This window comes from Achromobacter sp. UBA2119, assembly GCF_002331005.1.
Classification (GTDB): Bacteria; Pseudomonadota; Gammaproteobacteria; order Burkholderiales; family Burkholderiaceae_B; genus Achromobacter; species Achromobacter animicus.
Window position 1 is genome coordinate 216,984 of the sequence record NZ_DCYD01000002.1, and the last position, 24,691, is coordinate 241,674.

Annotated in this window: 19 protein-coding genes; 11 read left to right on the top strand and 8 right to left on the bottom strand. The window is 66.6% G+C overall.

The features are described from left to right. Positions 1-90: 90 nt before the first annotated feature. From B3098_RS01265 to B3098_RS01285, 5 genes are all read right to left on the bottom strand, one after another. Positions 91-408, bottom strand: a complete 318-nt coding sequence (locus tag B3098_RS01265) for an NIPSNAP family protein (RefSeq protein ID WP_286890215.1) — start codon at positions 406-408, stop codon at positions 91-93. Between the two features lie 34 nt (positions 409-442). Beyond that, positions 443-1,429: a tripartite tricarboxylate transporter substrate binding protein gene (locus B3098_RS01270; protein WP_286890216.1), complete on the bottom strand. Its 987-nt coding sequence runs from the start codon at positions 1,427-1,429 to the stop codon at positions 443-445. Positions 1,430-1,478: 49 nt separating this feature from the next. After that, positions 1,479-3,164 (bottom strand): thiamine pyrophosphate-binding protein, encoded by a 1,686-nt coding sequence (locus B3098_RS01275; protein WP_286890218.1) that lies wholly within the window; start codon positions 3,162-3,164, stop codon positions 1,479-1,481. A gap of 191 nt (positions 3,165-3,355) precedes the next feature. Beyond that, positions 3,356-4,255: a helix-turn-helix domain-containing protein gene (locus B3098_RS01280; protein WP_286890220.1), complete on the bottom strand. Its 900-nt coding sequence runs from the start codon at positions 4,253-4,255 to the stop codon at positions 3,356-3,358. Positions 4,256-4,435: 180 nt separating this feature from the next. Continuing rightward, on the bottom strand, positions 4,436-6,952 hold the full coding sequence (locus tag B3098_RS01285; protein ID WP_414631252.1) for a heavy metal translocating P-type ATPase: 2,517 nt from the start codon (positions 6,950-6,952) through the stop codon (positions 4,436-4,438). A gap of 97 nt (positions 6,953-7,049) precedes the next feature. On the opposite strand from B3098_RS01285, the gene cadR reads away from it, so the two are divergent. The 6 genes from cadR (at position 7,050) to lpdA (ending at position 13,420) form a co-directional block, all read left to right on the top strand. Continuing rightward, positions 7,050-7,484 carry a Cd(II)/Pb(II)-responsive transcriptional regulator gene (gene cadR, locus B3098_RS01290; protein WP_286890222.1) on the top strand — a complete coding sequence of 145 codons (435 nt, stop codon included), beginning with the start codon at positions 7,050-7,052 and terminating at the stop codon, positions 7,482-7,484. Between the two features lie 104 nt (positions 7,485-7,588). Beyond that, positions 7,589-8,182 carry a nitroreductase family protein gene (locus tag B3098_RS01295; RefSeq protein ID WP_175185146.1) on the top strand — a complete coding sequence of 198 codons (594 nt, stop codon included), beginning with the start codon at positions 7,589-7,591 and terminating at the stop codon, positions 8,180-8,182. A 199-nt stretch (positions 8,183-8,381) separates the two neighbouring features. Next, positions 8,382-9,614 carry a 3-methyl-2-oxobutanoate dehydrogenase (2-methylpropanoyl-transferring) subunit alpha gene (locus B3098_RS01300; protein ID WP_105238419.1) on the top strand — a complete coding sequence of 411 codons (1,233 nt, stop codon included), beginning with the start codon at positions 8,382-8,384 and terminating at the stop codon, positions 9,612-9,614. Positions 9,615-9,616: 2 nt separating this feature from the next. Further along, a complete protein-coding gene (locus B3098_RS01305; RefSeq protein ID WP_175126103.1) occupies positions 9,617-10,660 on the top strand; it encodes an alpha-ketoacid dehydrogenase subunit beta in 1,044 nt (347 codons plus the stop codon). Position 10,661: 1 nt separating this feature from the next. Then, a complete protein-coding gene (locus B3098_RS01310; protein WP_286890227.1) occupies positions 10,662-12,014 on the top strand; it encodes a dihydrolipoamide acetyltransferase family protein in 1,353 nt (450 codons plus the stop codon). Between the two features lie 2 nt (positions 12,015-12,016). Next, positions 12,017-13,420: a dihydrolipoyl dehydrogenase gene (gene lpdA, locus B3098_RS01315; RefSeq protein ID WP_286890229.1), complete on the top strand. Its 1,404-nt coding sequence runs from the start codon at positions 12,017-12,019 to the stop codon at positions 13,418-13,420. Positions 13,421-13,442: 22 nt separating this feature from the next. Here lpdA and B3098_RS01320 read toward each other — a convergent pair whose 3' ends face one another. Then, positions 13,443-14,366 carry a LysR substrate-binding domain-containing protein gene (locus B3098_RS01320; protein WP_286890231.1) on the bottom strand — a complete coding sequence of 308 codons (924 nt, stop codon included), beginning with the start codon at positions 14,364-14,366 and terminating at the stop codon, positions 13,443-13,445. A 77-nt stretch (positions 14,367-14,443) separates the two neighbouring features. Between B3098_RS01320 and B3098_RS01325 the strand changes: the two genes are divergently transcribed. Continuing rightward, positions 14,444-15,718, top strand: coding sequence for an amidase (locus B3098_RS01325; RefSeq protein ID WP_286890232.1), 1,275 nt, complete (start codon positions 14,444-14,446; stop codon positions 15,716-15,718). A 1-nt stretch (position 15,719) separates the two neighbouring features. Beyond that, positions 15,720-16,697: a Bug family tripartite tricarboxylate transporter substrate binding protein gene (locus tag B3098_RS01330; RefSeq protein WP_286890233.1), complete on the top strand. Its 978-nt coding sequence runs from the start codon at positions 15,720-15,722 to the stop codon at positions 16,695-16,697. A gap of 18 nt (positions 16,698-16,715) precedes the next feature. On the opposite strand, the gene B3098_RS01335 is transcribed toward B3098_RS01330, so the two are convergent. Then, positions 16,716-18,737 (bottom strand): PEP/pyruvate-binding domain-containing protein, encoded by a 2,022-nt coding sequence (locus tag B3098_RS01335; protein ID WP_286890234.1) that lies wholly within the window; start codon positions 18,735-18,737, stop codon positions 16,716-16,718. Positions 18,738-18,901: 164 nt separating this feature from the next. On the opposite strand from B3098_RS01335, the gene B3098_RS01340 reads away from it, so the two are divergent. After that, on the top strand, positions 18,902-19,321 hold the full coding sequence (locus tag B3098_RS01340; RefSeq protein WP_279975460.1) for a type II toxin-antitoxin system HicB family antitoxin: 420 nt from the start codon (positions 18,902-18,904) through the stop codon (positions 19,319-19,321). Positions 19,322-19,439: 118 nt separating this feature from the next. On the opposite strand, the gene argH is transcribed toward B3098_RS01340, so the two are convergent. After that, positions 19,440-20,861, bottom strand: coding sequence for an argininosuccinate lyase (argH, locus tag B3098_RS01345; RefSeq protein WP_279975461.1), 1,422 nt, complete (start codon positions 20,859-20,861; stop codon positions 19,440-19,442). A 136-nt stretch (positions 20,862-20,997) separates the two neighbouring features. Here argH and B3098_RS01350 point away from each other — a divergent pair, with 136 nt between their 5' ends. Together B3098_RS01350 and B3098_RS01355 are read left to right on the top strand one after the other, a co-directional pair. Then, positions 20,998-22,365 carry a mechanosensitive ion channel family protein gene (locus tag B3098_RS01350; protein WP_279975463.1) on the top strand — a complete coding sequence of 456 codons (1,368 nt, stop codon included), beginning with the start codon at positions 20,998-21,000 and terminating at the stop codon, positions 22,363-22,365. Between the two features lie 124 nt (positions 22,366-22,489). Then, positions 22,490-24,556 carry an NAD(+) synthase gene (locus B3098_RS01355; protein ID WP_286890236.1) on the top strand — a complete coding sequence of 689 codons (2,067 nt, stop codon included), beginning with the start codon at positions 22,490-22,492 and terminating at the stop codon, positions 24,554-24,556. Positions 24,557-24,691 lie beyond the last annotated feature (135 nt).

Sequence of the window (24,691 nt, forward strand, 5' to 3'; positions counted from 1 at the left end):
AGGCCGCGGCATCGCACGCCGCGGCCTTCGCCGAACGAAACCTGAACCATCGCGCCGCCCCGCGCTTCATGCGCGAGGCGGCGTTTTACATCAGGGCTTGAAGAATGCCGTCGGCGTCATCAGGCGGTTTTCCTGGCTGATCAGGTAGCCGGCCTCGGCGCTTTTGGTCAGATAGGTCGCCCAGGCCGGATCCTTCTGCAGCGCCTGGCGCTTGGCTTCGCGGTCGGCGGTGCTGTCATAGACCCAGATGTGCATGTAGGTGTTGACGTTGCCCGTCTCGGTCTGCATGTAGGCGAGCGGCTTGCCCAAATGGCGGCTCTGCACCTCGTAGCCGTGTTCGGCATACAGCGCCAGGTGCTTCTTGATGGTGCCGGCGCGGCAGGTGTAGGTACGTACGTCGTAAAGCATGATGAATCCTTGATGGCGGTTGCAAAAACGGGTGTCAGTCGGCGGTGGCGCCGGACTGCTTGACCAGCACGCTCCAGCGTTCCACTTCCGTGTTGACGTATTTCTGGAAGGCGGTGTGACCATCGCCCACCGGGTCGGCGCCCACGCCCTTGAGCTTGTCCTGCACCGCCGGGTCGGCGATGCCGTCCGTGATGGCCTTGGACAGTTTTTCCACCACGGGCGCGGGCGTGGCGGCCGGCACGAACAGGCCGAACCACGAGCGCGCGTTCATGGCCGTGTAGGCCGTCTCGGAAAACGCGGGCACGTTGGGCAGGGCGGCGTGGCGCTGCGTGCCGGTAACGGCGATGGGGGTGAGGCGGCCTGCCTGCACCTGCGACAGCACCTCGGGCAGGTTGGCGAACATGATCTGGACCTGTCCGCCCATGAGGTCGTTGAGCGCCTGCGCGCCGCCCTTGTACGGCACGTGCGTCATCTGCGCGCCGGCCAGCGAATTGAATTGCGCGCCCGCCAGGTGCGAAGCCGTGCCGGTGCCGCCGGACGCGTAGTTCACGCGGTTGCCGTTGGCCTTGGCGTAGTCGGCCAGTTCCTGCGGCGTCTTGGCCGGCACGGACGGGTTCACCACCAGCACCAGCGGCACCGAGGCCAGGTTCGACAGGCCGGCGAAGTCGCGCGTCAGGTTGTAGTCCAGCTTGTGATAGAGCGAGGCGTTGATGGCGTGGCTGGACGTGGCCATCAGCAGCGTGTAGCCGTCGGCCTCGGAACGGGCCGCCATGACGGCGCCGATGTTGCCGTTGGCGCCGGCCTTGTTTTCCACCACGACGGGCTGGCCCAGCCGGGTGGACATGGACTGCGCCACGGTGCGGGCGATGACGTCGGTGGCGCCGCCTGCGGCGAACGGCACGATGATGCGCAGGGGGCGCTCGGGGAAATCAGCCGCGGCAGCCGTTGCGGCCGCGCCCAGCGAGGCGGCGGTCATCAGGAAGGCGGCCGCCAGGCGGCGCGGGGTCAGGGTTGTGGTCATGTCTCTCTCCAGTGTTGGATTTTTTTATGTAAACGCCGTGCCTGATCTGTCAGGCTCCGGCGGTGCGCGCCTTTTCGCGCAGGCTCGTCAACGTGGCCCGGGGCGTGATCACCTCGGGGTCCAGACTGAGTTCGATCAGATAGGGGGAACCGCTGTCCAGCGCACGCGCCAACGCGGGGCCGAACGCTTCATGGGTGTCCACGCGTTCGGCCGTCACGCCGAACGATTGGGCGTAGGCCACGAAGTCCGGGTTGCACAGGTCCGTGCCGATGGTGCGGCCGGGGTAGTGCACCTCCTGGTGCATGCGGATCGTGCCGTACATGCCGTTGTTGAACACGATGAAGACGATGCCCAGCTGGTGCTGCTTCACGGTGGCCAGTTCCTGCGAGGTCATCAGGAAGCAGCCGTCGCCCGCCAGGCAGATCACCTGGCGATCAGGATGGCGCAGCTTGGCCGCGATGGCCGCGGGCACGCCGTAACCCATGGCGCCGCTGGTGGGCGCCAATTGCGTGCGCGGTTGGCTGAAGCGGTAGTAGCGATGCGCCCAGGCGCTGTAGTTGCCCGCGCCGTTGGTCAGGATGGCGCTCGGGTCGAGCTGGTCGCGCAGCGTAGCAATGACGCGCGCCGGGTCCATGTCTCCGCGCGCGGCGGGCAGCTCGGTGTAGCGCAGGTAGTTGCCGCGCAGCGTCTGCGTCCAGTCGCGCCACGGCGAGGCGTCCACGGGCGCCAGTTCCGCCGCCGACGTTGCAAAGGCATCCATGCCCGATTGGATCTTCAGCGCCGGCTGATACACGCGGCCCAGTTCTTCGGCGCTGGCCAGCACGTGGATCAGCGTCTGGCTGGGCACCGGCGATTGCAGCAGCGTATAGCCGCCCGTCACCATCTCGCCCAGCCGCGCGCCCACGGCCAGGATGACGTCGGCCTGGCGCACGGCCTCGGCCAGTTCCGGGTTCACGCCGATGCCGACTTCGCCGACGTACTGCGCGTGGTGGTTGTCGAACAGGTCCTGGCGGCGGAATGAGCACGCGACCGGCAGGCCGTTGATCTCGGCAAAGCGGGTCAGGCTTGCCAGTCCCGTATCGGTCCAGCCGGACCCGCCGGCGATCAGCAGGGGACGCCGCGCGTTGGCAAGCAGCGTGCGCATGCCGGCCATCGCGTCGGGCGCCGGGTAGGCCTGCGGCACCTGGATCGCGCCGCAGGACAGGGCCGGGGCCACGTCCGTCAGCATGTCCTCGGGCAGCGCCAGCACCACGGGGCCGGGGCGGCCGGACGTGGCGACGGAAAAGGCGCGGTTCAGGTATTCGGTGACGCGCGCGGCGCTGTCGATCTGCGCCACCCACTTCGTGAACTGGCCGAACATGCGGCGGTAGTCGATTTCCTGGAAGGCCTCGCGCTCGACCATGTCGTTGCCGACCTGGCCCACCAGCACGATCATCGGGGTGGAATCCTGGAACGCGGTCTGCACGCCGATGCTGGCGTTGGTGGCGCCGGGGCCGCGCGTCACCATGCAGATGCCGGGCCGGCCGGTCAGCTTGCCGTGCGCTTCGGCCATGAATGCCGCCGCGCCTTCATGCCGGCAGGACACCAGGCGGATCTGCTCGCGGTGCGCATACAGCGCATCCAATACATCCAGGTAGCTCTCGCCGGGCACGCCGAATACGGTGTCCACGCCGTGTTCCAGCAAGGCCCGCACCACATGCTGGCCGCCCGTCATCAATGTCGAAGTGTCATTCATCGCAGTTTCAATCTGGCCGCAGCGCGGCGGGTTGAGTCCGGATGAACTTTACGCAGCCCGGGTCAGGGCGCGTTAGGACAGATCAGAGCTTGTTTTGCACTTTTTTGCGGGGCGGGCGACGCGGCCGCCATTCGGTATGGCCGTCATCCGACGGCGCCGTCATTCATTACGGCCGCCATCCGACGGGGCCGTCATTCGATGGGGCGGTAGTACTTCTTGCGGAAGTCGCCCGGGGTGCAGCCCGTGTGCTTCTTGAAAAAGCGCGTGAAGTACGCCGGGTCCTCGATGTTCAGCTGGAATCCGATCTCGGCGATGCTCAAGTCCGTGTTGCACAGTAGCCGCTTGGCCTCCAGCGCAATGCGCTCCTGCACGAGCTGGCTGGCGGTGCGCCCCACGTTGCGCTTGACCGCGTCGTTGAGCTGGCGCTCGCTGACGCACAGGGCGTCGGCGTACTGGCGGATAGCCGAGAAGTCTAGGTAATGCTCTTCGATCAGCATGGTGAAGCGCTTGGCCAGCGAATAACTGGGACCGGCGGCGGTCTCGCGTTCGTCGGCCGGATACAGGCGGCGAAGCTGCGTCAGCAGGATCAGCAGGTACGAGCGCACCACGTCAAAGCGGCCCGTCTGCCGGTCACGCGTTTCGCGTTCGATCTCGGCCAGCAGCGGCAGCATGGCGTCGTGCTGCTCGCGCGTCAGGTAGATCACGGGCGGGCCGCCCGCCATGTGAAAGAACGGAAACTTGGCGATGTCGTCCGCGCGCGGGAACATCTGCGCGAAGAATTCGGTGCTGATGTTCATGACGTAGCCGCTGGGTTTCACCGACGACGTCCACGCGTGAATCTGGCCCGGGGACAGGAAGAAGACCGAGTGGTCGCGCACCGCGTGCTGCTCGAAGTCCAGAAGATGCGTGCCCTGCGCCTCGGTCATCCACAGCAGATGGTAATAGCGGTGCCGGTGCAGGAAACCGCGCGGAATGTCGTCGTGATCCTGCAGGCGCACGAGGTCGAAATAGAAGGATCCCTCTCCCGAGAAATCCGACGATTCGAAGGTAGGAAATGTTTCCGGAATGGGCGAATGCGAACCTGCGGACAAGCGGGAGTCTCCTTGATGGCGCGCGGGGCGGCTCTGTTTTTCGCCATCATACGGGCAATCGCGGTGGAGGCTTTTGGTGGAGACTGTGTTCGCAGGCCGCTTTGGATCGGCGCCGCCCGCCGCATCCAGCCCGCCGCATCCAGCCCGACTGCGGAGGCGACGCGCCGCCCGCCGTTCCGGTCAGCGGCTGGCCGGCGCGGCGCGCAGCAGCCGCAGGCCGTTGGCCACCACCAGCAGGCTCGCGCCCACGTCGGCAAACACCGCCATCCACAGCGTCGCGTGGCCCGTCACGGCCAGCGCCAGGAACACCACCTTGATGCCCAGCGCCAGCGCGATGTTCTGAACCAGCACGCGATGCGTTGCACGCGAGAGGCGCAGGAAGGTGCCGATCTTGCGCAGGTCGTCGTCCATCAGCGCCACGTCGGCGGTCTCGATGGCGGTGCCGGTGCCGGCCGCGCCCATCGCAAAGCCGATGTCGGCGCGGGCCAGCGCGGGCGCGTCGTTGATGCCGTCGCCCACCATGCCGACCCGCACATCCGGCGCAAGCTTGCCTTCAATGGCGGTCAGCTTGTCCTCGGGCAGCTGGTCGCCGCGCGCTTCGTCGATGCCGACCTGGCGCGCGATGGCCTGCGCAGTTGGCGTGTTGTCGCCGGTCAGCATCAGCGTACGCACGCCCAGCCCGTGCAGGTCGGCGATGGCCTGGGCGCTGGTGGGCTTGACCGTATCGGCCACGGCCGCCAGCGCCAGCACGCGGCTGCCGTCGGATAGCGCGATGACACTTTTGCCCTGACTTTCCAGTTCATCAAAGCGGGCGTCGAGCGCGGCATTGGAGACGCCCAGTTCGCGCATCAGGCGGCGGTTGCCCAGGTGATACGTCTGGCCGTCGACCTGACCGCTGACGCCGCGGCCGGGCAGGGCGGTAAAGGCGTCGACCTCCAGCAGCGCGCTGCCGGCCTCGCGCGCAGCGTTGGCCACGGCCAGCGACACGGGGTGGTCGGAACGGGCGGCCAGGCTGGCGGCGATCAGGGCGGCGGGGTGGGGATTCTGCGCCGGGGCGTCCCAGTCCTGCAGATCGGTCTGCACCGGCTTGCCGTGCGTCAGCGTGCCGGTCTTGTCCAGCGCCAGCCATTTCAGGTTGCGCCCTTCTTCAAGATAGACGCCGCCCTTGATGAGGATGCCGCGGCGCGAGGCGGCGGTCAGGCCGCTGACGATGCTGACTGGCGTGGAAATCACCAGTGCGCATGGGCAGGCGATGATCAACAGCGCCAGCGCGCGGTAGATGGCGTCGAACCACGGCTGGCCCCACAGCAGCGGCGGCAGCACGGCCACGGCCGCCGCGATGGCCACGACGGCGGGCGTGTAGATGCGCGAAAACCGGTCGATGAAGCGCTGCGTGGGCGCGCGCGCGCCCTGCGCCTGTTCCACCGCGTGGATGATGCGCGCCAGCGTCGTGTTGCCGGCCGCGGCGGTCACGCGGTATTCAAAGGACCCGGAGGTATTGATGGTGGCCGCGAACACCGGATCGTCCTGGGCCTTTTCGACGGGCAGGCTTTCGCCCGTGATGGGCGACTGGTCCACGGCCGACGTGCCGTTCACGACGATGCCGTCCGCGGCGATGCGCTCGCCCGGCCGCACGCGCACGATGCCGCCCGGCTGCAGCGATGCGGCGGGCACTTCCGCCCAAGTGCCGTCCGGCTGGCGCAAGGTAGCGGTGTCGGGCGCCAGGTCCAGGAGGCCGCGCACGGCGTTGCGCGCGCGGTCCAGCGAGCGGGCTTCGATCAGTTCGGCCACGTTGAACAGGAACATCACCATGGCCGCTTCGGGCCATTGGCCGATCAGCACGGCGCCGGTGACGGCGATGCTCATCAGCGCGTTGATGTTCAGGTTGCCGTTGCGCACGGCAATCCAGCCCTTGCGATAGGTGCTGACCCCGCAGGCCAGGATGGCGGCCACGGCCAGTGCCGCGGTCAGCAGCAACGGGCCGCCGGCAAAATGCGAGAACTCGGACAGCGCAGCCAGCACGCCCGCGCCGCCGATCAGCCACCAGTTCACCGCCTTGGCGGCGGGGGCGGGCGCGGCCCCCGCGCCGTCGGCCAAGGGCTCGGGCGTCATGTCCAGCGATTTGATGGCTGCGATGATGCGGTCCAGCGCGCCGTCGGCGTGAACCACGGTCAGGATGCGCTGCATCAGGTTGAAGTCCAGCGCATGCACGCCGTCCACGCCGGCGAGCTTCTTGCGGATCAGCGTTTCCTCGGTGGGGCAATCCATCTGGCCGATGCGCAGGCGCGCCAGCAGCTGGCCGGGGCCGGCGGTGAGCGTCGCGGCGGCGGCCGGCTGCAGAACGGCATCGCCATGCGCGTGGCCGCAGCACGAATCGTCCTGGGCAGCCGGGGCTGCGGCAGCGGGCGCGCAGCAGGTGTCGGCGCCATGTTCGCTGCCATGGCCGTGGCGGTGATGGTGATCGTGGTCGGTGTGGGCATCGTGCCCGTGGCTGTGGTCGTGGCCCGCGTGCGCATCATGCCCACGGCCGGGGGCCTCGCCCGCCGCCTTCGGATGTTCGTGGCCGCAGCAGGCGGCATCGCCTGGCGTCTCAACGCGCGCGACGACGACCGGCGCAGGCGAGTGTCCGCCACCGCAGCAGGCGCTGCCGTGCTTGCCCGACTGATGTTTGTGTTCTTTGACCGGAGGTAAAGACATCCGCTTGACCCTTCAAATAAGCTGATGACGCAATTCCACACCTTGGAGTTACTATAGGGTCAACCCCTAATCATCGGATCGGATCCGGGAGGCAGCGATGCGTATCGGCGAATTGGCCACGGCGGCCGGCACCACGGTCGAAACCGTCAGGTATTACGAAAGAGAGGGGCTGCTGCCCGCCCCGGAGCGCGGGTTGAACAACTACCGCACCTATGGCCAGATGCATCTGGAGCGCCTGCGCCTCATCCGCAACTGCCGCGCGCTGGACATGACGCAGGACGAAATCCGCGCCATCCTGTCCGTGGCCGACAACCATCGCACCGGTTGCGGCCCCATCAACAAGCTGTTCGACGAGCACATCTCGCATGTGGACGAGCGCATCGCCGAACTGATGCAACTGAAATCCCAATTGAGCGACTTGCGCCAGCGCTGCGTGTCGGCGCGGCCCGACTCGGACGATTGCGGCATCCTGCACGGGCTGAGCGAAATGCAGGTCGAAGAGCGGCAGGAGCGGCACACCCACCTGGGCTGAGCGCACCGCAGGGATGTCCTTGTTGCAGTCCGGGGGATCAGCGACCGGTCAGACGTCATCGCGTACTATGAGAATCTGTTTCTTTCCCATTTGCGCATCGATCAATGACCGTAAACCAGACCGCCACGCCGCTCCACGCCCTGACCTCGCGCCGCTCCTTCAAGTTCCTGCGGGCGCCGGCGCCCAAACCCGACGAACTCGAACAGATCCTGCAGGCCGCCATGTCTGCGCCCGATCACGGCGCGCTGCGTCCGTGGCGCTATGTCGTGATCCAGGGCGAGGCTATCGGCAAGCTGGCGGACATGGCGCTTGACGCCGTCAAGCGCAGCGGCGACCCGCGCATGACGCCCGAAAAGGAAAAGTCGGTCCGCGAATGGATGGCCAGCGTGCCGCTATTCATCGCCGTGGCCCAGAAGATTGCCCACGGCAACACCAAGATCCCTGAACAGGAACAGCTGCTGGCCGCCGGCTGCTCGGTGATGAACATCCTGAACGCCGTCCACATGCTGGGCTACGCCGCGTTCTGGAGCACCGGCCTGGGCACGTACGTTGAAGACGTGCAGGACGCGCTGGGCCTGGACTCGCTGGATTACCGCTTCCTGGGCTTTTTGGCCGTCGGCACGCCCGCGTGCGCGGTGCCGCCCGCCAAGCGTCCGGACTACCGTGAATTCGTCACGGAATGGACCGGCGCCGCCTGAGGAAAACCCTCAGTCCAATGCGGCCCCAAAAGGCCGCGCGGCCCGCTCATCGGCCCTGTCCCCTGTGCTAATCTCGTCAACGGCTTTGCCCAAGTATCCCCGGGCGCAAGCCGTCGACGGCAGCGTCCGAGGTCACACGCCTCTGGCAACGCCTTGGTAGGAAGAAAACGCATGACACGATCAAGCGTGGAGACAATACATGAGCCAATATGGGCCGCTGAAGTTGCACGTCCCCGAGCCGACAGGGCGACCGGGTTGCAAGACAGACTTCTCCTATCTGCATCTTTCGCCACCGGGCGAGGTGCCCAAACCCCCCATTGATGTTGCCGCGGTCGACACCGGTCCACTGGCCTACAGCCTGGTCCGCGTCATCGACGAGCACGGCCGCGCCGTCGGCCCGTGGGCGCCTGAGATCAGCCACGACCTGCTGCGCGCCGGCATGCGGGCGATGCTCAAGACGCGCATCTTCGACGGGCGCATGCTGACCGCGCAGCGCAAGAAGAAGATCTCGTTCTACATGCAGAGCCTGGGCGAAGAGGCCATCGGCACCGCCCACGCCATGGCGCTGGAAAAGGGGGATATGTGCTTTCCCACCTATCGCCAGCAAAGCATCCTGTTGTCGCGCGACGTGTCGTTGGTGACGATGATGTGCCAGCTCATGTCCAACGAGCGCGACCCGCTCAAGGGCCGCCAGCTTCCGGTCATGTATTCCGACCGCGAAAACGGCTTTTTCACGATTTCGGGCAACCTGGCCACGCAGTTCATCCAGGCGGTGGGCTGGGCCATGGCCTCGGCCATCAAGGGCGACACCCGTATTGCCTCGGCCTGGATCGGCGACGGCGCCACCGCCGAAGCCGACTTCCATACCGCGCTGACCTTCGCGCACGTCTACCGCGCGCCCGTCATCCTGAACGTGGTCAACAACCAGTGGGCCATCTCGACCTTTCAGGCGATCGCCGGCGGCGAGGGCGCGACCTTCGCGGGCCGCGGCGTGGGCTGCGGCATTGCGTCGCTGCGGGTGGACGGCAACGATTTCCTGGCGGTCTATTCCGCGTCGATCTGGGCCGCCGAACGCGCGCGCCGCAACCTGGGCCCGACGCTGATCGAGTGGGTGACCTACCGGGCCGGTCCGCACTCCACCTCCGACGATCCCACCAAGTACCGTCCCGGCGACGACTGGAGCCATTTCCCCCTGGGCGACCCGATCGAGCGCTTCAAGAAACACCTCATCCTGTTGGGCATCTGGTCCGACGCCGAGCACGACGCGGTCCGCGCCGAACTCGACGCCGAGATCCTGGCGGCCCAGAAGGAAGCGGAGAGCTACGGCACCCTGGTGGACGGCCACGTCCCCAGCGCCGCCAGCATTTTTGAAGACGTATACAAGGACATGCCGGAGCATCTGCGCCGGCAGCGCCAGCAGCTCGGAGTCTGACCATGGCAATCGATAACAACGCTGGTCCGGCCTCGGCGCCGATGACCATGATCCAGGCTTTGCGCTCGGCCATGGATGTCATGCTCGAGCGCGACAACAACGTCGTGGTGTTCGGGCAGGACGTGGGCTACTTCGGCGGCGTGTTCCGCTGCACCGAAGGCCTGCAGGCCAAGTACGGCAGCTCGCGCGTGTTCGACACCCCCATCTCCGAAGGCGGCATCGTCGGCGTGGCGGTGGGCATGGGCGCGTACGGGCTGCGGCCCGTGTGCGAGATCCAGTTCGCCGACTACTTCTATCCGGCCTCGGACCAGATCGTGTCTGAAGCCGCGCGCCTGCGCTACCGCTCGGTGGGCGAGTTCATTGCGCCTATGACCATCCGCATGCCTTGCGGCGGCGGCATCTACGGCGGGCAGACGCACAGCCAGAGCCCCGAGGCCATGTTTACGCAGGTCTGCGGGCTGCGCACGGTGATGCCGTCCAATCCGTACGACGCGAAAGGCCTCTTGATCGCCGCCATCGAGAACGACGATCCGGTGATCTTCCTGGAACCCAAGCGCCTCTACAACGGCCCGTTCGACGGGCACCATGACCGCCCGGTTACGCCGTGGACCGGCCGCCCGGGCAGCGTCGTGCCCACCGGCTACTACACCGTGCCGCTGGAATCGGCCGCCATCGTGCGTCCGGGTTCGGAACTGACGGTGCTGACCTACGGCACCACCGTGCACGTGTCGCTGACCGCGGCCGAAGAGACCGGCATCGACGCCGAGGTCATCGACCTGCGCAGCCTCTGGCCCCTGGATCTGGACGCTATCGTCAACTCGGTCAAGAAGACCGGGCGCTGCGTGGTCGTGCACGAAGCCACGCGCACCTGCGGCTTTGGCGCGGAACTGATTTCCCTGGTGCAGGAACACTGCTTCCATCATCTGGAGGCGCCCGTCGAGCGCGTGACCGGTTGGGACACTCCCTATCCGCACGCGCAGGAATGGGCGTACTTCCCCGGCCCGCGCCGGGTCGGCGAAGCGTTCAAACGCGCGATGGAGGCATGACATGGGGATTCATATCATCAAGATGCCCGACATCGGCGAAGGCATCGCAGAGGTCGAGCTGGTGGGCTGGCACGTCAAGGTGGGCGACACCGTCGCCGAGGACCAGCCGCTGGCCGACGTCATGACGGACAAGGCCACGGTCGAGATTCCGTCGCCCGTGGTCGGCAAGGTGATTTCGCTGGGCGGGGATGTTGGCCAGGTGATGGCCGTGGGCGGTGAATTGATCCGGCTGGAAGTCGAAGGCGAAGGGAATGTGAAGGCGGGCGCTGCGGCGTCTGGCGTAACGACGCCCGGCGTAGCGACGTCCGCAACTTCCACGCCGGCCAAGTCGTCGACCCCGGCATCGGCATCGGCATCCGCGTCCGTATCCACATCCGCATCCGCATCCGCATCCGCATCCGGCTCCACGTCGGCGTCGGCCAAGTCGCCGGCAGCACGTCAATCCGGCGGCGCGCCCGCTACCATCCGTCAGCCCGGCGAAAAGCCGCTGGCCTCACCCGCCGTCCGCAAGCGCGCGTGGGACCTGGGCGTCGAACTGCGCTACGTGCAAGGCAGCGGCCCGGCCGGCCGCATCCTGCATGAAGACCTGGACGCCTGGCTGCAAGGACAGGGCTCGGCCAGCAACGCCCGCGCCGGCTCGGCCTACGCCGAACGCAACGACGAAGACGCCGTGCCCGTCATTGGCCTGCGCAGGAAGATCGCGCAGAAGATGGCCGAATCCAAGCGCCGCATCCCGCACTTCAGCTACGTCGAGGAAATCGACGTGACCGAGCTCGAAGACCTGCGCGTGCAGCTCAACGCCAAATGGGGCGAGCAGCGCGGCAAACTGACGCTGCTGCCGCTTCTGGCCCGCGCAATGGTCGTGGCGCTGCGCGATTTTCCGCAGATCAACGCGCGCTACGACGACGAGGCCGGCGTGGTGACGCGCTACGGCGCGGTGCACATCGGCATCGCCACGCAAAGCGACGGCGGCCTGATGGTGCCGGTGATGCGTCATGCCGAGGCGCGGGATCTCTGGTCCATGGCGGCCGAGATCACGCGGCTGGCGCAGGCGGTGCGCAGCGGCTCGGCCGGGCGCGACGAACTGTCCGGCTCGACCATCACCATCACCAGCCTCGGTCCCTTGGGCGGCATCGTCACCACGCCGGTGATCAACCACCCTGAAGTTGGCATCGTGGGCGTGAACCGCATCGTCGAACGCCCCGCCTTCCGCAACGGCGCCGTGGTGGCGCGCAAGCTGATGAACCTGTCGTCGTCCTTCGACCACCGCGTGGTGGACGGCATGGACGCGGCGCGCTTCATCCAGGCCGTGCGCGCGCTGCTGGAACAACCCGCGCTGCTTTTCGTGGAGTAAGCATGAGCCAGATCACAAAGACAACGACATTGCTGGTGATCGGCGGCGGTCCCGGCGGTTACGTGGCCGCCATCCGCGCCGGGCAGCTGGGCGTGCCCACCATCCTGGTCGAGGGCGCGCAGTTGGGCGGCACCTGCCTGAACATCGGCTGCATCCCGTCCAAGGCCCTGATCCACGCAGCCGAGGAATTCGACAAGGCGCGTCACTACGCCGGCGAATCGGCGCTGGGCATCGCGGTCGACGCGCCACGCATCGACATCGCCAAGACCGTGGCCTGGAAAGACGGCATCGTCGGCAAGCTGACGGGCGGCGTCGGCGCGCTGCTCAAGAAGAACGGCGTGGAAGTGGTGCGCGGCTGGGCCACGCTGCTGGATGGCAAGACGGCCGAAGTCGAAACGCCTGATGCGGGCCGCATCCGCATCCAGTGCGAACACCTGCTGCTGGCGGCGGGATCCGAACCCACGCCGCTGCCGTCCATGCCATTCGGCGGAATGGTGGTGTCGTCCACCGAGGCCCTGTCGCCCACCAGCATCCCGAAGCAACTCGTCGTGGTGGGCGGCGGCTACATTGGGCTGGAACTCGGAACCGTGTACCGCAAGCTGGGTGCAGAAGTCGCCGTCGTCGAGGCGCAGGACCGCATCCTGCCGACCTACGACGCCGAACTCACCAAGCCCGTCGCGGCCGCGCTAGGCAAGATGGGCGTGGCGCTGCATCTGGGTCGCAAGGTGCTGGGCCTGAACGGCAAGGGCGACGCGGTGCGCGTGCAGGACGCCAGCGGCGCCGAAACGCTGCTGCCCGCCGACCGCGTGCTGATCTCGGTGGGACGCCGCCCGCGCACGCAGGGCTGGGGCCTGGAAAGCCTGCAGCTTGATCGCAAAGGCAACGCGTTGCGCATCGACGACCAGTGCCGCACGTCGATGCGGGATGTCTGGGCCATTGGCGACATCGCAGGCGAGCCCATGCTGGCGCACCGCGCGATGGCGCAGGGCGAGATGGTGGCCGAACTGGTGGCGGGCAAGCGCCGCCACTTCCAGCCGGCGTCCATTCCTGCCGTGTGCTTCACGGACCCCGAGGTCGTGGTCGCAGGCCTGTCGCCGCAGGAGGCCGAAAGCGCAGGGCTGGATTGCGTGACGGCGGCATTCCCCTTTGCCGCCAACGGCCGGGCCATGACGCTGGAATCCACCGACGGCTTCGTGCGCGTGGTGGCCCGGCGCGACAACCATCTGATTGTGGGGTGGCAAGCGGTGGGGCGCGCGGTGTCGGAGCTGTCGACGGCGTTCGGGCAGTCGCTGGAAATGGGCGCGACGCTGGAAGACGTGGCGGGCACGATCCACGCGCATCCCACGTTGGGCGAGGCAGTGCAGGAGGCCGCGCTCAAGGCGCTGGGGCACGCGTTGCATATCTAGCGCCCGCCGGAAGGGCTGGCGCTTAGCGGCGTGAGCCGGAATGCGCCAGCGCCGCTGCAAATCCCTCCAGGGCCGGATTGCTTTGGTCCCGCATCGCGGCGAGCACGATCTGCGCTTTTTCGCCTGCGATATCGCGCAGTGGCAAAAAACGCAGCGAATCCGGGCGCATCCGGCTCAAGGACTGCGGCACGATCGCCGGTCCGACGCCGGCCTCCACCAGCGTCAGCAGGGTGGGGATGACGCTTTCCTGCGCGATCAATGGCTTGAGTTGCGCGCTTGCAAAAAGCCGTTGGATCATGCTGCGGAAGTAGGGTGAGATGTCCTGCCGATAGCCCACCATGGGGAAATCCAGAAGCTCCTGCAGCGATACGTCGCGCTGGTTCGCCAGCAGGTGGTCGTGACGCAGCGCCACGCACAGGGGCTCTTCATGAACGACCGAGGTCTGGATATCGGCGTCCAGCGGGTGCGGACGCATCAGGGCGACATCCACGATTCGCGAACGCAGTGCGGGGTCCATGTCCACCGAGTTCATTTCGCGCAGGTCGATCCGGACTTCCGGGTGCGCATTGCGGTAGTGGCTGAGCGCCGACACCAGGGGCGAACTGGCGGCGCTGGGCGTGATGGCAATGACGAGCGAGCCGATCTCGCCGCGCGCCGTACGGCGCGCCTGGCGCAACATCAACCGGGTGTCAGCGGAAATCCGCCGCGCTCTCTCGTACATGATCTCGCCGGCGGGCGTCAATTTCACCGAGCGCGTCGTCCGTTCGAACAAGGCCACGCCGACCAGCGTTTCCAGCCGTTTGATCTGCTGGGTGAGCGGCGGCTGTGTCATGAACAGGCGTGCCGCAGCCCGGGCGAAATGCAGTTCCTCGGCCAGCGTGCAAAACAGGACCAGCAGTCGGCCGTCCAAGAAGATTAATTCTGATTTCGACATAATTGATGCCAAATTACATATTGGACGTGGATTAATTGTATTCCTAAGATTCGGCATCGAAGCTGTTCAGCCGTTTGCTGGAATACACCATGCCTGTCGCACCTTGTTCCCCTTCTGTCCAAGCGCTATCTCGTCGCGTCCGCGCGGGCGAGGAGGCACCGCTGGCGGCCGCGCGCGCCAGCTTGAGGGCTATCGGCGAGCAGGACAGCTCCATCCGCGCCTGGTGCCATACGGCGGACCCGGAAGCGCTTGAAGCGCCGGCTGGTACAGAGGGGGCGTTGGCTGGCGTGCCGATCGGGGTCAAGGACGTGATCGACGTGGCGGGCATGCCCACCGGCTTCGGCGTGCCAGACCTGGCCGGCGGCGCTGCCCAGTTCGACGCGTGCTGCGTGGGGATGCTGCGCGCTGCAGGGGCCGTGCCGGTGGGCAAGACGGTGACGGCGGAGTTCGCCTTCAAGACCCCGGGGCCCACCCGCAACCCGCATGCGCTGGGACATACACCAGGCGGTTCCTCCAGCGGCTCGGCGGCTGCGGTCGCTGCCGGCATGGTGCCCGCGGCGCTAGGCACGCAGACCGGCGGGTCGATGATCCGGCCTGCGGCATTCTGCGGCGTGGTGGGCTTCAAACCCGGCTTTGGCCAAGTGTTCCGGGATGGCATGAAGCTGACATGCGAATCGCTGGACACCATCGGCTGGTATTCGAACACCGTCGAGGATGCGGAGGCGATCGCCCAAGTGCTGATCGCGGACGGGCACGCTGACGAGGCGCCGGCGCGGTCGCTGACGATCGCGGTGCAACTGGACAATCCCGACGCCGCGCTGTGCCCGGAAAGCCAGCGGGAAATCGCCCGCGCTTGCAAAGCGTGGCATGCGCATGGTGTGCACTGTGAACCCGTGGAATCGGCCGCGGAAACGGTCCTGCTGCTGCGAGCGCACGACATCATCATGCACTACGAGTTTGCGCGCAGCCTGATGCCGGTGGTGGCGCGGATTGGGGATCGCGTGAGTTCGGCCCTACGGCAGGCCGTGGCGCACGGCCTGACCATCGGTGCCGGGGAGTACCGCGAAATGCTCGCGGTGCAGGCGTCGCTGCGGCATGGCTGGCGCGCGCGCTATGGCGGCGCGGATCTGATCCTGACGCCCAGCACGCCGGGGCCAGCGCCCAAGGGGCTGAGCCATACAGGCGATGGCGTCTTCAACAAGATCTGGTCGGTGTTGGGATGGCCATGCCTGCACCTGCCGACCGCTTTCAACCGGGCAGGTTTGCCCATTGGCATGCAACTGGTCGGCAATTGGGGAGACGACCGCAGGTTGCTCGCCATGGGCCGACAACTACATCATCTGCTGACACAGCAAGGGGAATGACATGGGGTTCAAGTTACTGAAGCAAGCGCTGGTGGCGCTGTGCGCGGCCGCAGCCGTCTCGGGCGCCGCGCGGGCCGCGGGTGAATACCCCAACCGGCCGGTCAATATCGTCGTGCCCACAGCGGCGGGCGGCACCGTGGATATCGTGGCCCGCATCATGGCCGAAAAACTGGGCCCGGAACTGGGCCAGCCAGTGATCGTGATCAACAAACCCGGCGCGGGCGGGGTGGTGGGCACCCAGGCGTTTCTGCGTGAGCCTCAAGATGGCTACACCGTGCTGTTCACCGCGAACAGCAACCAGCTGATTGTTCCCTGGGTCTATAAAGACGCAAAGTTTGACCCCATCAAGGATTTCGCGCCGATCGCGGCCGTGGGTGAAGTGCCCAATGTACTGTGCGTGAATCCGGCGTTTCCAGCGAAGGACATGAATGAATTCATGGCGCTGGTCAAGGCCAGTCCGGATACGTACCCGTACGCCTCGGCGGGGGCAGGCACCTTGAATCACCTGCTGGGCGTCATGCTGAACGAACTTGGCGGACTGCGCATGCAGCATGTTCCGTACCGCGGCGTGTCGCCCGCGATGGCCGACGTCATGGGCAACCAGGTGCCGATGCTTTTCGCCAGCCTGCCGTCCGCACTGGAGAGCATCAAAGCCGGCAAGCTGCGCGCGCTGGGCGTCAGCAGCGCCGCAAGAAACCCGCTGTTGCCCGATGTCCCCGCCATCAATGAGTTCATTCCCGGTTTTACGGGTGACCTGTGGGTGGCATTCTATGGCGCGAAGGATGTGCCCGAGAGCGCAGTCGCCCGGCTACATCAGGCGATCCGCAAGGTCATGGCCGATCCCGCTCTGAAAACGAAATTCGATCAGTTGGGGGTCACGATGATGCACGACGGCCCGGCGGAGCTGGCCGCTCGCCAACAGGCTGAATTCATGCAATGGAAGCAGATCGTGCAGGCGTCGGGCGCCGCGCCGGACTGATCTGGTATTCGTTATGCATTACCGGCCGCCGTCGATGTACGGCCGTGCCTGCAGGATCAGGATCTCATCGCCTTGGACGGCCCATTCGATGTCCTGGTCCGCATTTCCCAGCCGCTTCTTCACCTGCCGTCCCACGGCGGCCAGGCGCGCGACCAGCGCGTCATTCAGCACCTGCCTGGCGCCCTCGATGGGCACTTCTCGTACGCCGCCACTTGCAGCGGCCACGAGCTGCGTGTCCTCGGCCGATCGGCTCAGCACCTGTACGGCCTTGGACCAGCTGGAATACATGACCTGCTCGGCCTGGCGCTTGCCTTCCACCACCTTGATGCCCAGTCCGCGCTTGGCGGACAAGTACGTGACATGGCGGCGCGAGGCGTCGAAGGGATCGCGCGTGATCATGACGCCCGAACTGTCCGATGCCGCGGCCAGTTGCACCAGCACGGCCATGACCACCGCGTCCTGGTTGAAGCCCGCGGCGCGGCGCGCTTCGTAGGCCTCGAAGTTGTAGACCGACGCCCACACCGTCTGCACGGCCCGGGCCAGCGCGTCGGCCTGCGTGACGTTCGGCACGGTGGTGTACAGGCCCGCGCCGCTGAAGCCGGGCAGGTCTTCGGAATTGGACGAGCTGCGCACGAAGACGCCGCGGCCGCCCAGCTGTTTCTTCCAGCGGGCGAGCCAGTCGGCCGACAGGGCGTCGGGCGGTGCGTCGGCGATGTCCTGGCGCAGCTTGGCCAGTTCCGCGCGCCGCACATTGGCGTCGGACGCGAAGTCGGCCCGTTGTTCCAGCGCCGCCACGTGCGCGGGCACGCCCAGCTTGTCCATGAACGCCGCATACTGGGCAAATGGAATGCAGAAGCCGTCCGGCACGCTGGCCGCGGGCGGCAGCACAGACTTCAGTGCGCCCAGGTTCGCCGCCTTGACTCCGCAGTGACGGCTGTCGCGCGTGGTCATGCCCGACAGCGGCTTGACGGCGCGCACCGACAGATCGGGTTTGGGTAGCGACGTGGCGGCTTTTGCGGGCGTCGTTGCCGCTTGGTTGGCATTGACCGCAGGCTGTGCAATGCGTTGCACCCTATAGCCGTTGTTTTCCACGGTCAGCTCGACCCACTGGTCGTCATGCTCGCGCAACGCCGCCACGGCGTCCCGCACATAGGCATTGGGAATGCGCCAGCCCTTGGCCAGCAGGTTCACGTGCGAGAGCAGGGTCGACGGCCGCTGCGTGACCAGTCCGGCCACGGGCGTCAGCGCGACGGGCACCTCGTCCAGCACCACGATGTCGGTGGGCGACAGGTCAGACGTCTCGTCCACGGATTTGACGATGCGCAGCCGACCCTGCGCGCGCCCCGTATTCAGCGGCAGGAAGGTCTGCTCGCGCAGCAGCGCCTCTTGCGTGACAACCTCCATCCCGGCGCGCTGCGCCGTCTGCTCCTGCAAGGTGGAGTTGCTCTTGAAACGCAGCGGGTCGTAGAACGTGGCCGCCAGCCGCTGCGCGGTCAGGGTCAGCAGTTCCGGCGTCAGCAGATCGCCTTCCCAGAATTCAAACGTGTAGCCCGGCAGACCGTTCTGCCAGCTCAGCGTGCCGAACAGCAGACGCCGGTTCGGATCCTTGTACTGCGCGATCAGCTTGGCCTTGTCGCCCGACAGCAGACGCCGCTCGCGCGCGAACGTCTCGTGCAGCCCATACCGGGGCGTGTGCAGGTAATAGATGCGATCCGCGCGCTGGCGGTCGATGACAAAAAGCACATGCGGAATCTCAAGCGGCGTGCCGGCGTTGTAGACCCGAGCCAGTTGATCGAATTCGGCCCGGGTCTGGATTTTCTCCAGAAACCGCGGGCCTCCCCATCGCGCGTCCTCCGCCTTGCGCGCCTCGACCTCGTCGGGGCGCAGGGGGCGGCCGTTTTCGTAGGGGGAGGGTTTGCGGGCGGTTTGGGCTTGGGTGGGACCGCTGGCGGCGGTCCCCAGCATGCACAGGACGGCCAAGACGATTCGGGATACGCGGGAAAGCGGGAAGTGCTTCGACGACGCACTCAGGGTGGGCATGGGACGTGGGCGGGCTACGGGAAGCCGCAATCATATCCAACGTTATTGGGGACGCGCCATCGGTGGGTTAAGCGACGGAAGCTCTCCCTCCGACGTGCGTTAGTCTGATTTCGCCTCGATCGGGAATTTGTGAGGGGGCAGAGCGCAATATGCTGGCGCCTGCCATGCTGACCTATCCCTACACGTTGACTCCCGATACGAACGGCACCTTTCTGGTGCTGTTCCCGGATTTTCCGGAAGCGACGAGCGTCGGCGAGGATGAGCAAGATGCGCAGGTGAATGCGCTGGAAGCGCTTGAAGCGGCCCTGGAGATCTATTTCGATGAACGTCGCTTGATCCCGATGCCGTCGGAGGACACCTCCTCGCCGTATGCGGTTACCTTGCCCGCTGTCGTTACCAGCAAGGTGTTTCTGTCGAATGAAATGATTCGCCAAGGTGTACGCAAGGCCGAGATGGCTCGCAGGCTTGGCGTTCATACGCCGCAAGTGGATCGATTGCTGAACCTGCGTCACGGGTCGCGGATCGAACAGGTCGAGGCGGCGCTTGGTCAGTTGGGCCGAAGGCTGGACGTGTCCATGGTCTAGCTGACTCGGCGGGTTGGAACCTGAACATCGCCGCTTTGAGTCACGGCATCGGTCGGCGCTGAATGCAACAAGGCCCCCAATGGGGGCCTTGTAGTCAAACCATCACCCGCAGCGGCAATCAGCCTTCAGCCGTTTCCGCCAACACGCGCTGCGCCTCTTCAGCCACGCGCTCCGGAGCGGTGCCGCCCACATGCTTGCGCGCGGCAACCGAACCTTCCAGCGTCAGCACCTGATGCACGTCTTCGGTGATGCTGGAGTGGTAGGCCGTCAGTTCGGCGGTGGACAGGTCGGCCAGATCGCAACCGCGCTGTTCGCAATCGCGCACGGCGTGGGCCACGACTTCGTGGGCGTCGCGGAAGGGCACGCCGCGCTTGACCAGGTAGTCGGCCAGATCGGTGGCGGTGGCAAAGCCTTGCAGCGCAGCGGCGCGCATGTTGTCGGCCTTGACCTTGATGCCGCCGGCCATGTCCGCGAAGATCGTCAGCGTGTCGCGCAGCGTGTCGGCGGTGTCGAACAGGCCTTCCTTGTCTTCCTGGTTGTCCTTGTTGTAGGCCAGGGGCTGGCCCTTCATCAGGGTCAGCAGGGCGACCAGGTTGCCGTTGACGCGGCCGGTCTTGCCGCGGGCAAGTTCAGGCACGTCGGGGTTCTTTTTCTGCGGCATGATCGAGCTGCCGGTGCAGAAGCGGTCGGCCAGGTCGATGAAGCCCACGCGCGGGCTCATCCAGAGCACCAGCTCTTCGGACAGGCGCGAGACGTGCGTCATGATCAGCGCGCCGGCGGCGCAGAATTCGATGGCGAAGTCGCGGTCGGAGACGGCGTCCAGCGAATTGCGGCACACGCCTTCAAAGCCCAGTGTCTTGGCGACGCGTTCGCGGTCGATGGGGAACGACGTGCCGGCCAGGGCGGCGGCGCCCAGCGGCAGGCGGTTCACGCGGCGGCGGCAATCGGCCAGGCGCTCGGCGTCACGGCCGAACATTTCGGCGTACGCCAGCAGGTGATGGCCGAAGGTGACGGGCTGGGCCACTTGCAGGTGCGTGAAGCCCGGCATGATGGTGCCGGCGTTTTCCAGCGCGACCGTCGCCAGGGCGTGACGCAGTTGGCGCAGCAGCACCTGCAGCGTGTCGATTTCGTCACGCAGCCACAAACGGATGTCGGTGGCGACCTGGTCGTTGCGCGAACGGCCGGTGTGCAGGCGCTTGCCCGCGTCGCCCACCAGTTCCACCAGGCGCTTTTCGATGTTCAGGTGGACGTCTTCCAGGTCGAGCAGCCACTGGAACGAGCCGGCGTCGATTTCGGACAGGATCTGGGTCATGCCGCGCTGGATGTCGGCCAGATCCTGGGCGCCGATGATGCCCTGGGCGGCCAGCATGTCCGCGTGCGCGAGCGAGCCCTGGATGTCGTGGCGCGCCAGGCGCTTGTCGAAATCCACGGACGCCGTGTAGCGTTTGACGAGTTCGGAAACCGGCTCGGAGAACCGGGCGGACCAGGCCTGCGCCTTGTTGGCGAACTGGTTTTGATCGGGGGAGGGAGTCTTTGCCATGATGGCCGGGATTATAGGGCCTCGCGCCGCGCCGGGTAATGCCGGGGCCGGATATGCGGGGCCGGAACCCGCGGACAGGGCGAGTTGTCGGATAATCCCCGGTTAGTTTCAAGACCTGAAAAGCGAGTACGGATCCATGCCCCTGGAATGGGAAGAGCTAGTCACCCAACTTGATACCCACATGCCGCGGGAGATCTGGGCGCAGACGCTGATCGGGATCGGCGTGCTTATCCTGACCGCGCTGTTCGTGCAGTGGGTCGTCGCCCGCGTCGTCCTCTTGCTGGCCCACCGGCTGCTGGTCGCCAGCGGCCGCGTCGACTGGGACAAGGCGCTGCAGCGCCGCCGGGCGTATCAGAACCTTTGGTACGCCGTGCCGTTTGCAGTGGTGTCCGTGGGCATCGACCTGGTGCCCCATGCCGAACGGGCGGTCAGCATCGTCGGCCGGATGGCGCACGCGGGCGCCTGGATCTGCGTGTTCATTGCGTTTTCGGGCGTGCTGAGCGCCTGGCAGGACACCTATTCGGCCACGACCCGCGCGCAGACCCGCTCCATCAAGGGCTACATCCAGATCGGCAAGCTGATTCTTGCGGCGGTATGCACCGTTCTGGTGCTTTCCATTCTGATCGACCGCTCGCCGTTGTGGATGATCTCGGGCCTGGGCGCGCTGTCCGCGGTGCTGCTGCTGGTGTTCAAGGACACGCTGCTGTCGCTGGTGGCCAGCACGCAGCTCACCAGCAACGACATGCTGCGCATCGGCGACTGGATCGAGATGCCGCAATGCAACGCCGACGGTTTCGTCAAGGACATCGCCCTGCATACCGTCAAGGTGCAGAACTGGGACAACACCGTCACCACGGTGCCGACCTACAAGCTGTTCTCGGAAAGCTACCGCAACTACCGGCATATGTTCGAATCGGGCGGCCGGCGCATCAAGCGCACCATCCGCATCGACGCCGCCAGCGTGCGATTCCTGGCCGACGACGAGCCGCAGCGCCTGATGAAGTTCCGGCTGCTGCACGACTACCTGCAGACCAAGACCCAGGACATCGTCCAGGCCAACCAGACGCTGGGCGAACTGGCCAGCGTGCCGGCCAACCGGCGCCGGCTGACCAACATCGGCACGTTGCGCGCCTATGCGCTGGCTTACCTGAAGCAGAATCCGGAAATCCGCCAGGACATGGCGATGATGGTGCGCATGATGGAACCCACGTCTGAGGGCATTCCGGTCGAGGTCTATTGCTTTACCGCCGTGACCGCCTGGGTCGAATACGAACGCATCCAGGGCGACGTCTTCGACCATCTCCTGGCGATCCTGCCGGAACTGGGCCTGCGCCTGTACCAGCAGCCGTCCGGGGCGGACATCGGCGCGATGGGCAGTTACCTGCGCGACAGCGCCATCCAGGCGGCGCTGTCCGCCGAGCGCGACCGGCAGGGGCCTGTCGTGGACGGCGACGCGGCCCTGCCGTTCGAGCGGGGGCTGACGGACGGCAAGATGCCGCGTTAGGGACAAGGGTGCGGAGGCACGCCGCCGCCAGAGGGCCGTGAGATAATCCGGCGGTTGTTTCCAGGGCCTACGAACTCCAGGGCCCCAGGCAAAACCCCCAGCGAAACTCCAGGCGAAATCCCCGATGTCGAACCCGTTCTTCAACCTGTATTCCCACGGCTTCGCCCGGGTCGCGGTCGGCGTGCCCGAGTGCCGGGTCGCCGATCCCGCCTTCAACGCCGCGCAGACCATCGCGCTGGCGCAGCAGGCCGCCCAGGGCGGCGCGGTGCTGGCGGCGTTTCCCGAACTGGGTCTGTCGGCCTACACCTGCGACGACCTCTTTCACCAGAAGGCCCTGCTGGACGCCTGCGAAGCCGCGCTGGCGCAAGTGGTCGAGGCCACGGCCGATCTGGATATCGCCATCGTCGTCGGCGCGCCGTTGCGGGTCGCCCACCAGTTGTTCAACTGCGCCGTGGTGGCGGCGGGCGGACGCATCCTCGGGGTGGTGCCCAAGACCTATCTGCCCAATTACGGCGAGTTCTACGAAGCCCGCCAGTTCAGCGCCGCCGATTGCGCCATCGACGCGCAGATCGACCTGCTGGGCCAGACGGTCCCGTTTGGCGCCGAACTGCTGTTCCAAATGGAAAAGCTGCCGCTGTTCCAGTTCCACGTCGAAATCTGCGAAGACGTCTGGGTGCCGATTCCCCCGTCGTCGTTCGCCGCGCTGGCCGGCGCCACGGTGCTGGTCAACCTGTCGGCTTCCAACATCGTCGTCGGCAAGTCCGCATACCGCCACCAGTTGGTGGCGCAGCAGTCGGCGCGCTGCCTGTCGGCCTATATGTACACGTCGGCCGGGCGGGGCGAATCCTCGACGGATCTGGCGTGGGACGGCCAGGCGCTCATCTATGAAAACGGCGAACTGCTGGCCGAATCCGAACGCTTTCTGAACCATTCCCATCTGCTGTTCTCGGACGTAGACCTGGAACGCCTCTCGCGCGAGCGCATGCGCCAGAGCACCTTCGGCCAGTCGGTGCGCCGCCATCAGGACGAGGTGCGCAAGTTCCGCCGCGTGGCGGTGCCGGTGAATCCGCCGCTGGAAGACACCGAACTGCCGCTCGAACGCCGCGTGGCGCGCTTCCCCTACGTGCCGGCCGACCCCCAGCGCCGCGACGCGCGCTGCCAGGAGGTCTACAACATCCAGGTGCAGGCGCTGGCGCAGCGGCTGTCCGCCAGCGGCATGAAGAAGGTGGTCATCGGCATTTCGGGCGGCCTGGATTCCACGCACGCGCTGCTGGTCTGCGCCAAGGCGATGGACGCGCTGGACCTGCCGCGCTCAAACATCCTGGCCGTCACGATGCCGGGCTTTGCCACCAGCACCCGCACGCTGCAACAGGCGCGCCGCCTGATGGCGGTGGTGGGCTGCACGGCGTCCGAAATCGATATCCGCCCCAGCTGCCTGCAGATGCTCAAGGACCTGGGCCATCCCTATGCCAACGGCGAACCGGTCTACGACATCACGTTCGAGAACGTGCAGGCGGGCGAGCGCACCAACCACCTGTTCCGCCTGGCCAACTTCAGCAACGCCATCGTTATTGGCACCGGCGATCTCAGCGAGCTTGCCCTGGGTTGGTGCACGTACGGCGTGGGCGATCACATGTCGCACTACAGCGTCAACGCCAGCGTGCCCAAGACGCTGATCACGCACCTGGTGCGCTGGGTCGCCGAATCGGGTCGTCTGGGCGACGACGGCGCGCAGGTGCTGCTGGACGTGCTGGGCACGGACGTCAGCCCCGAGCTGGTGCCGGGGGGTGCGGACGACAAGCCCGAGCAAAAGAGCGAAGCGTCCATCGGTCCTTATGAATTGCAGGATTTCAACCTGTACTACACGCTGCGCTACGGCTTTGCGCCGACCAAGGTCGCGTTCCTGTCGTGGACGGCCTGGCGCGACCGCGAGGCCGGCGCGTGGCCCGAAGCCGGGCACGTCGCCCGCAACCAGTACGATCTGGCCGCCATCAAGCGCAACCTGAAGATCTTCCTGGACAAATTCTTCCGGACCAGCCAGTTCAAGCGCACCTGCATTCCGAACGCGCCGAAGGTGGGTTCCGGCGGTTCGCTGTCGCCGCGCGGCGACTGGCGCGCGCCCAGTGACTCGGAATCGGTGGTCTGGATGCGCGAGGCCGACACCATTCCCGACGAGGCGCCCAAGGGCTGACGGCGTCGCCGCGCACCAAGTTGGGGCGGCGGCAAGCCAGGCGCGCTGCGGGGCAGGGCCGGCGCGCGTTTCCCCGGAGCCGCAGCCGCGCCTGCCCGGTGTTATTCTCTTAACCATTGCGCCCGGCGCCCGCCC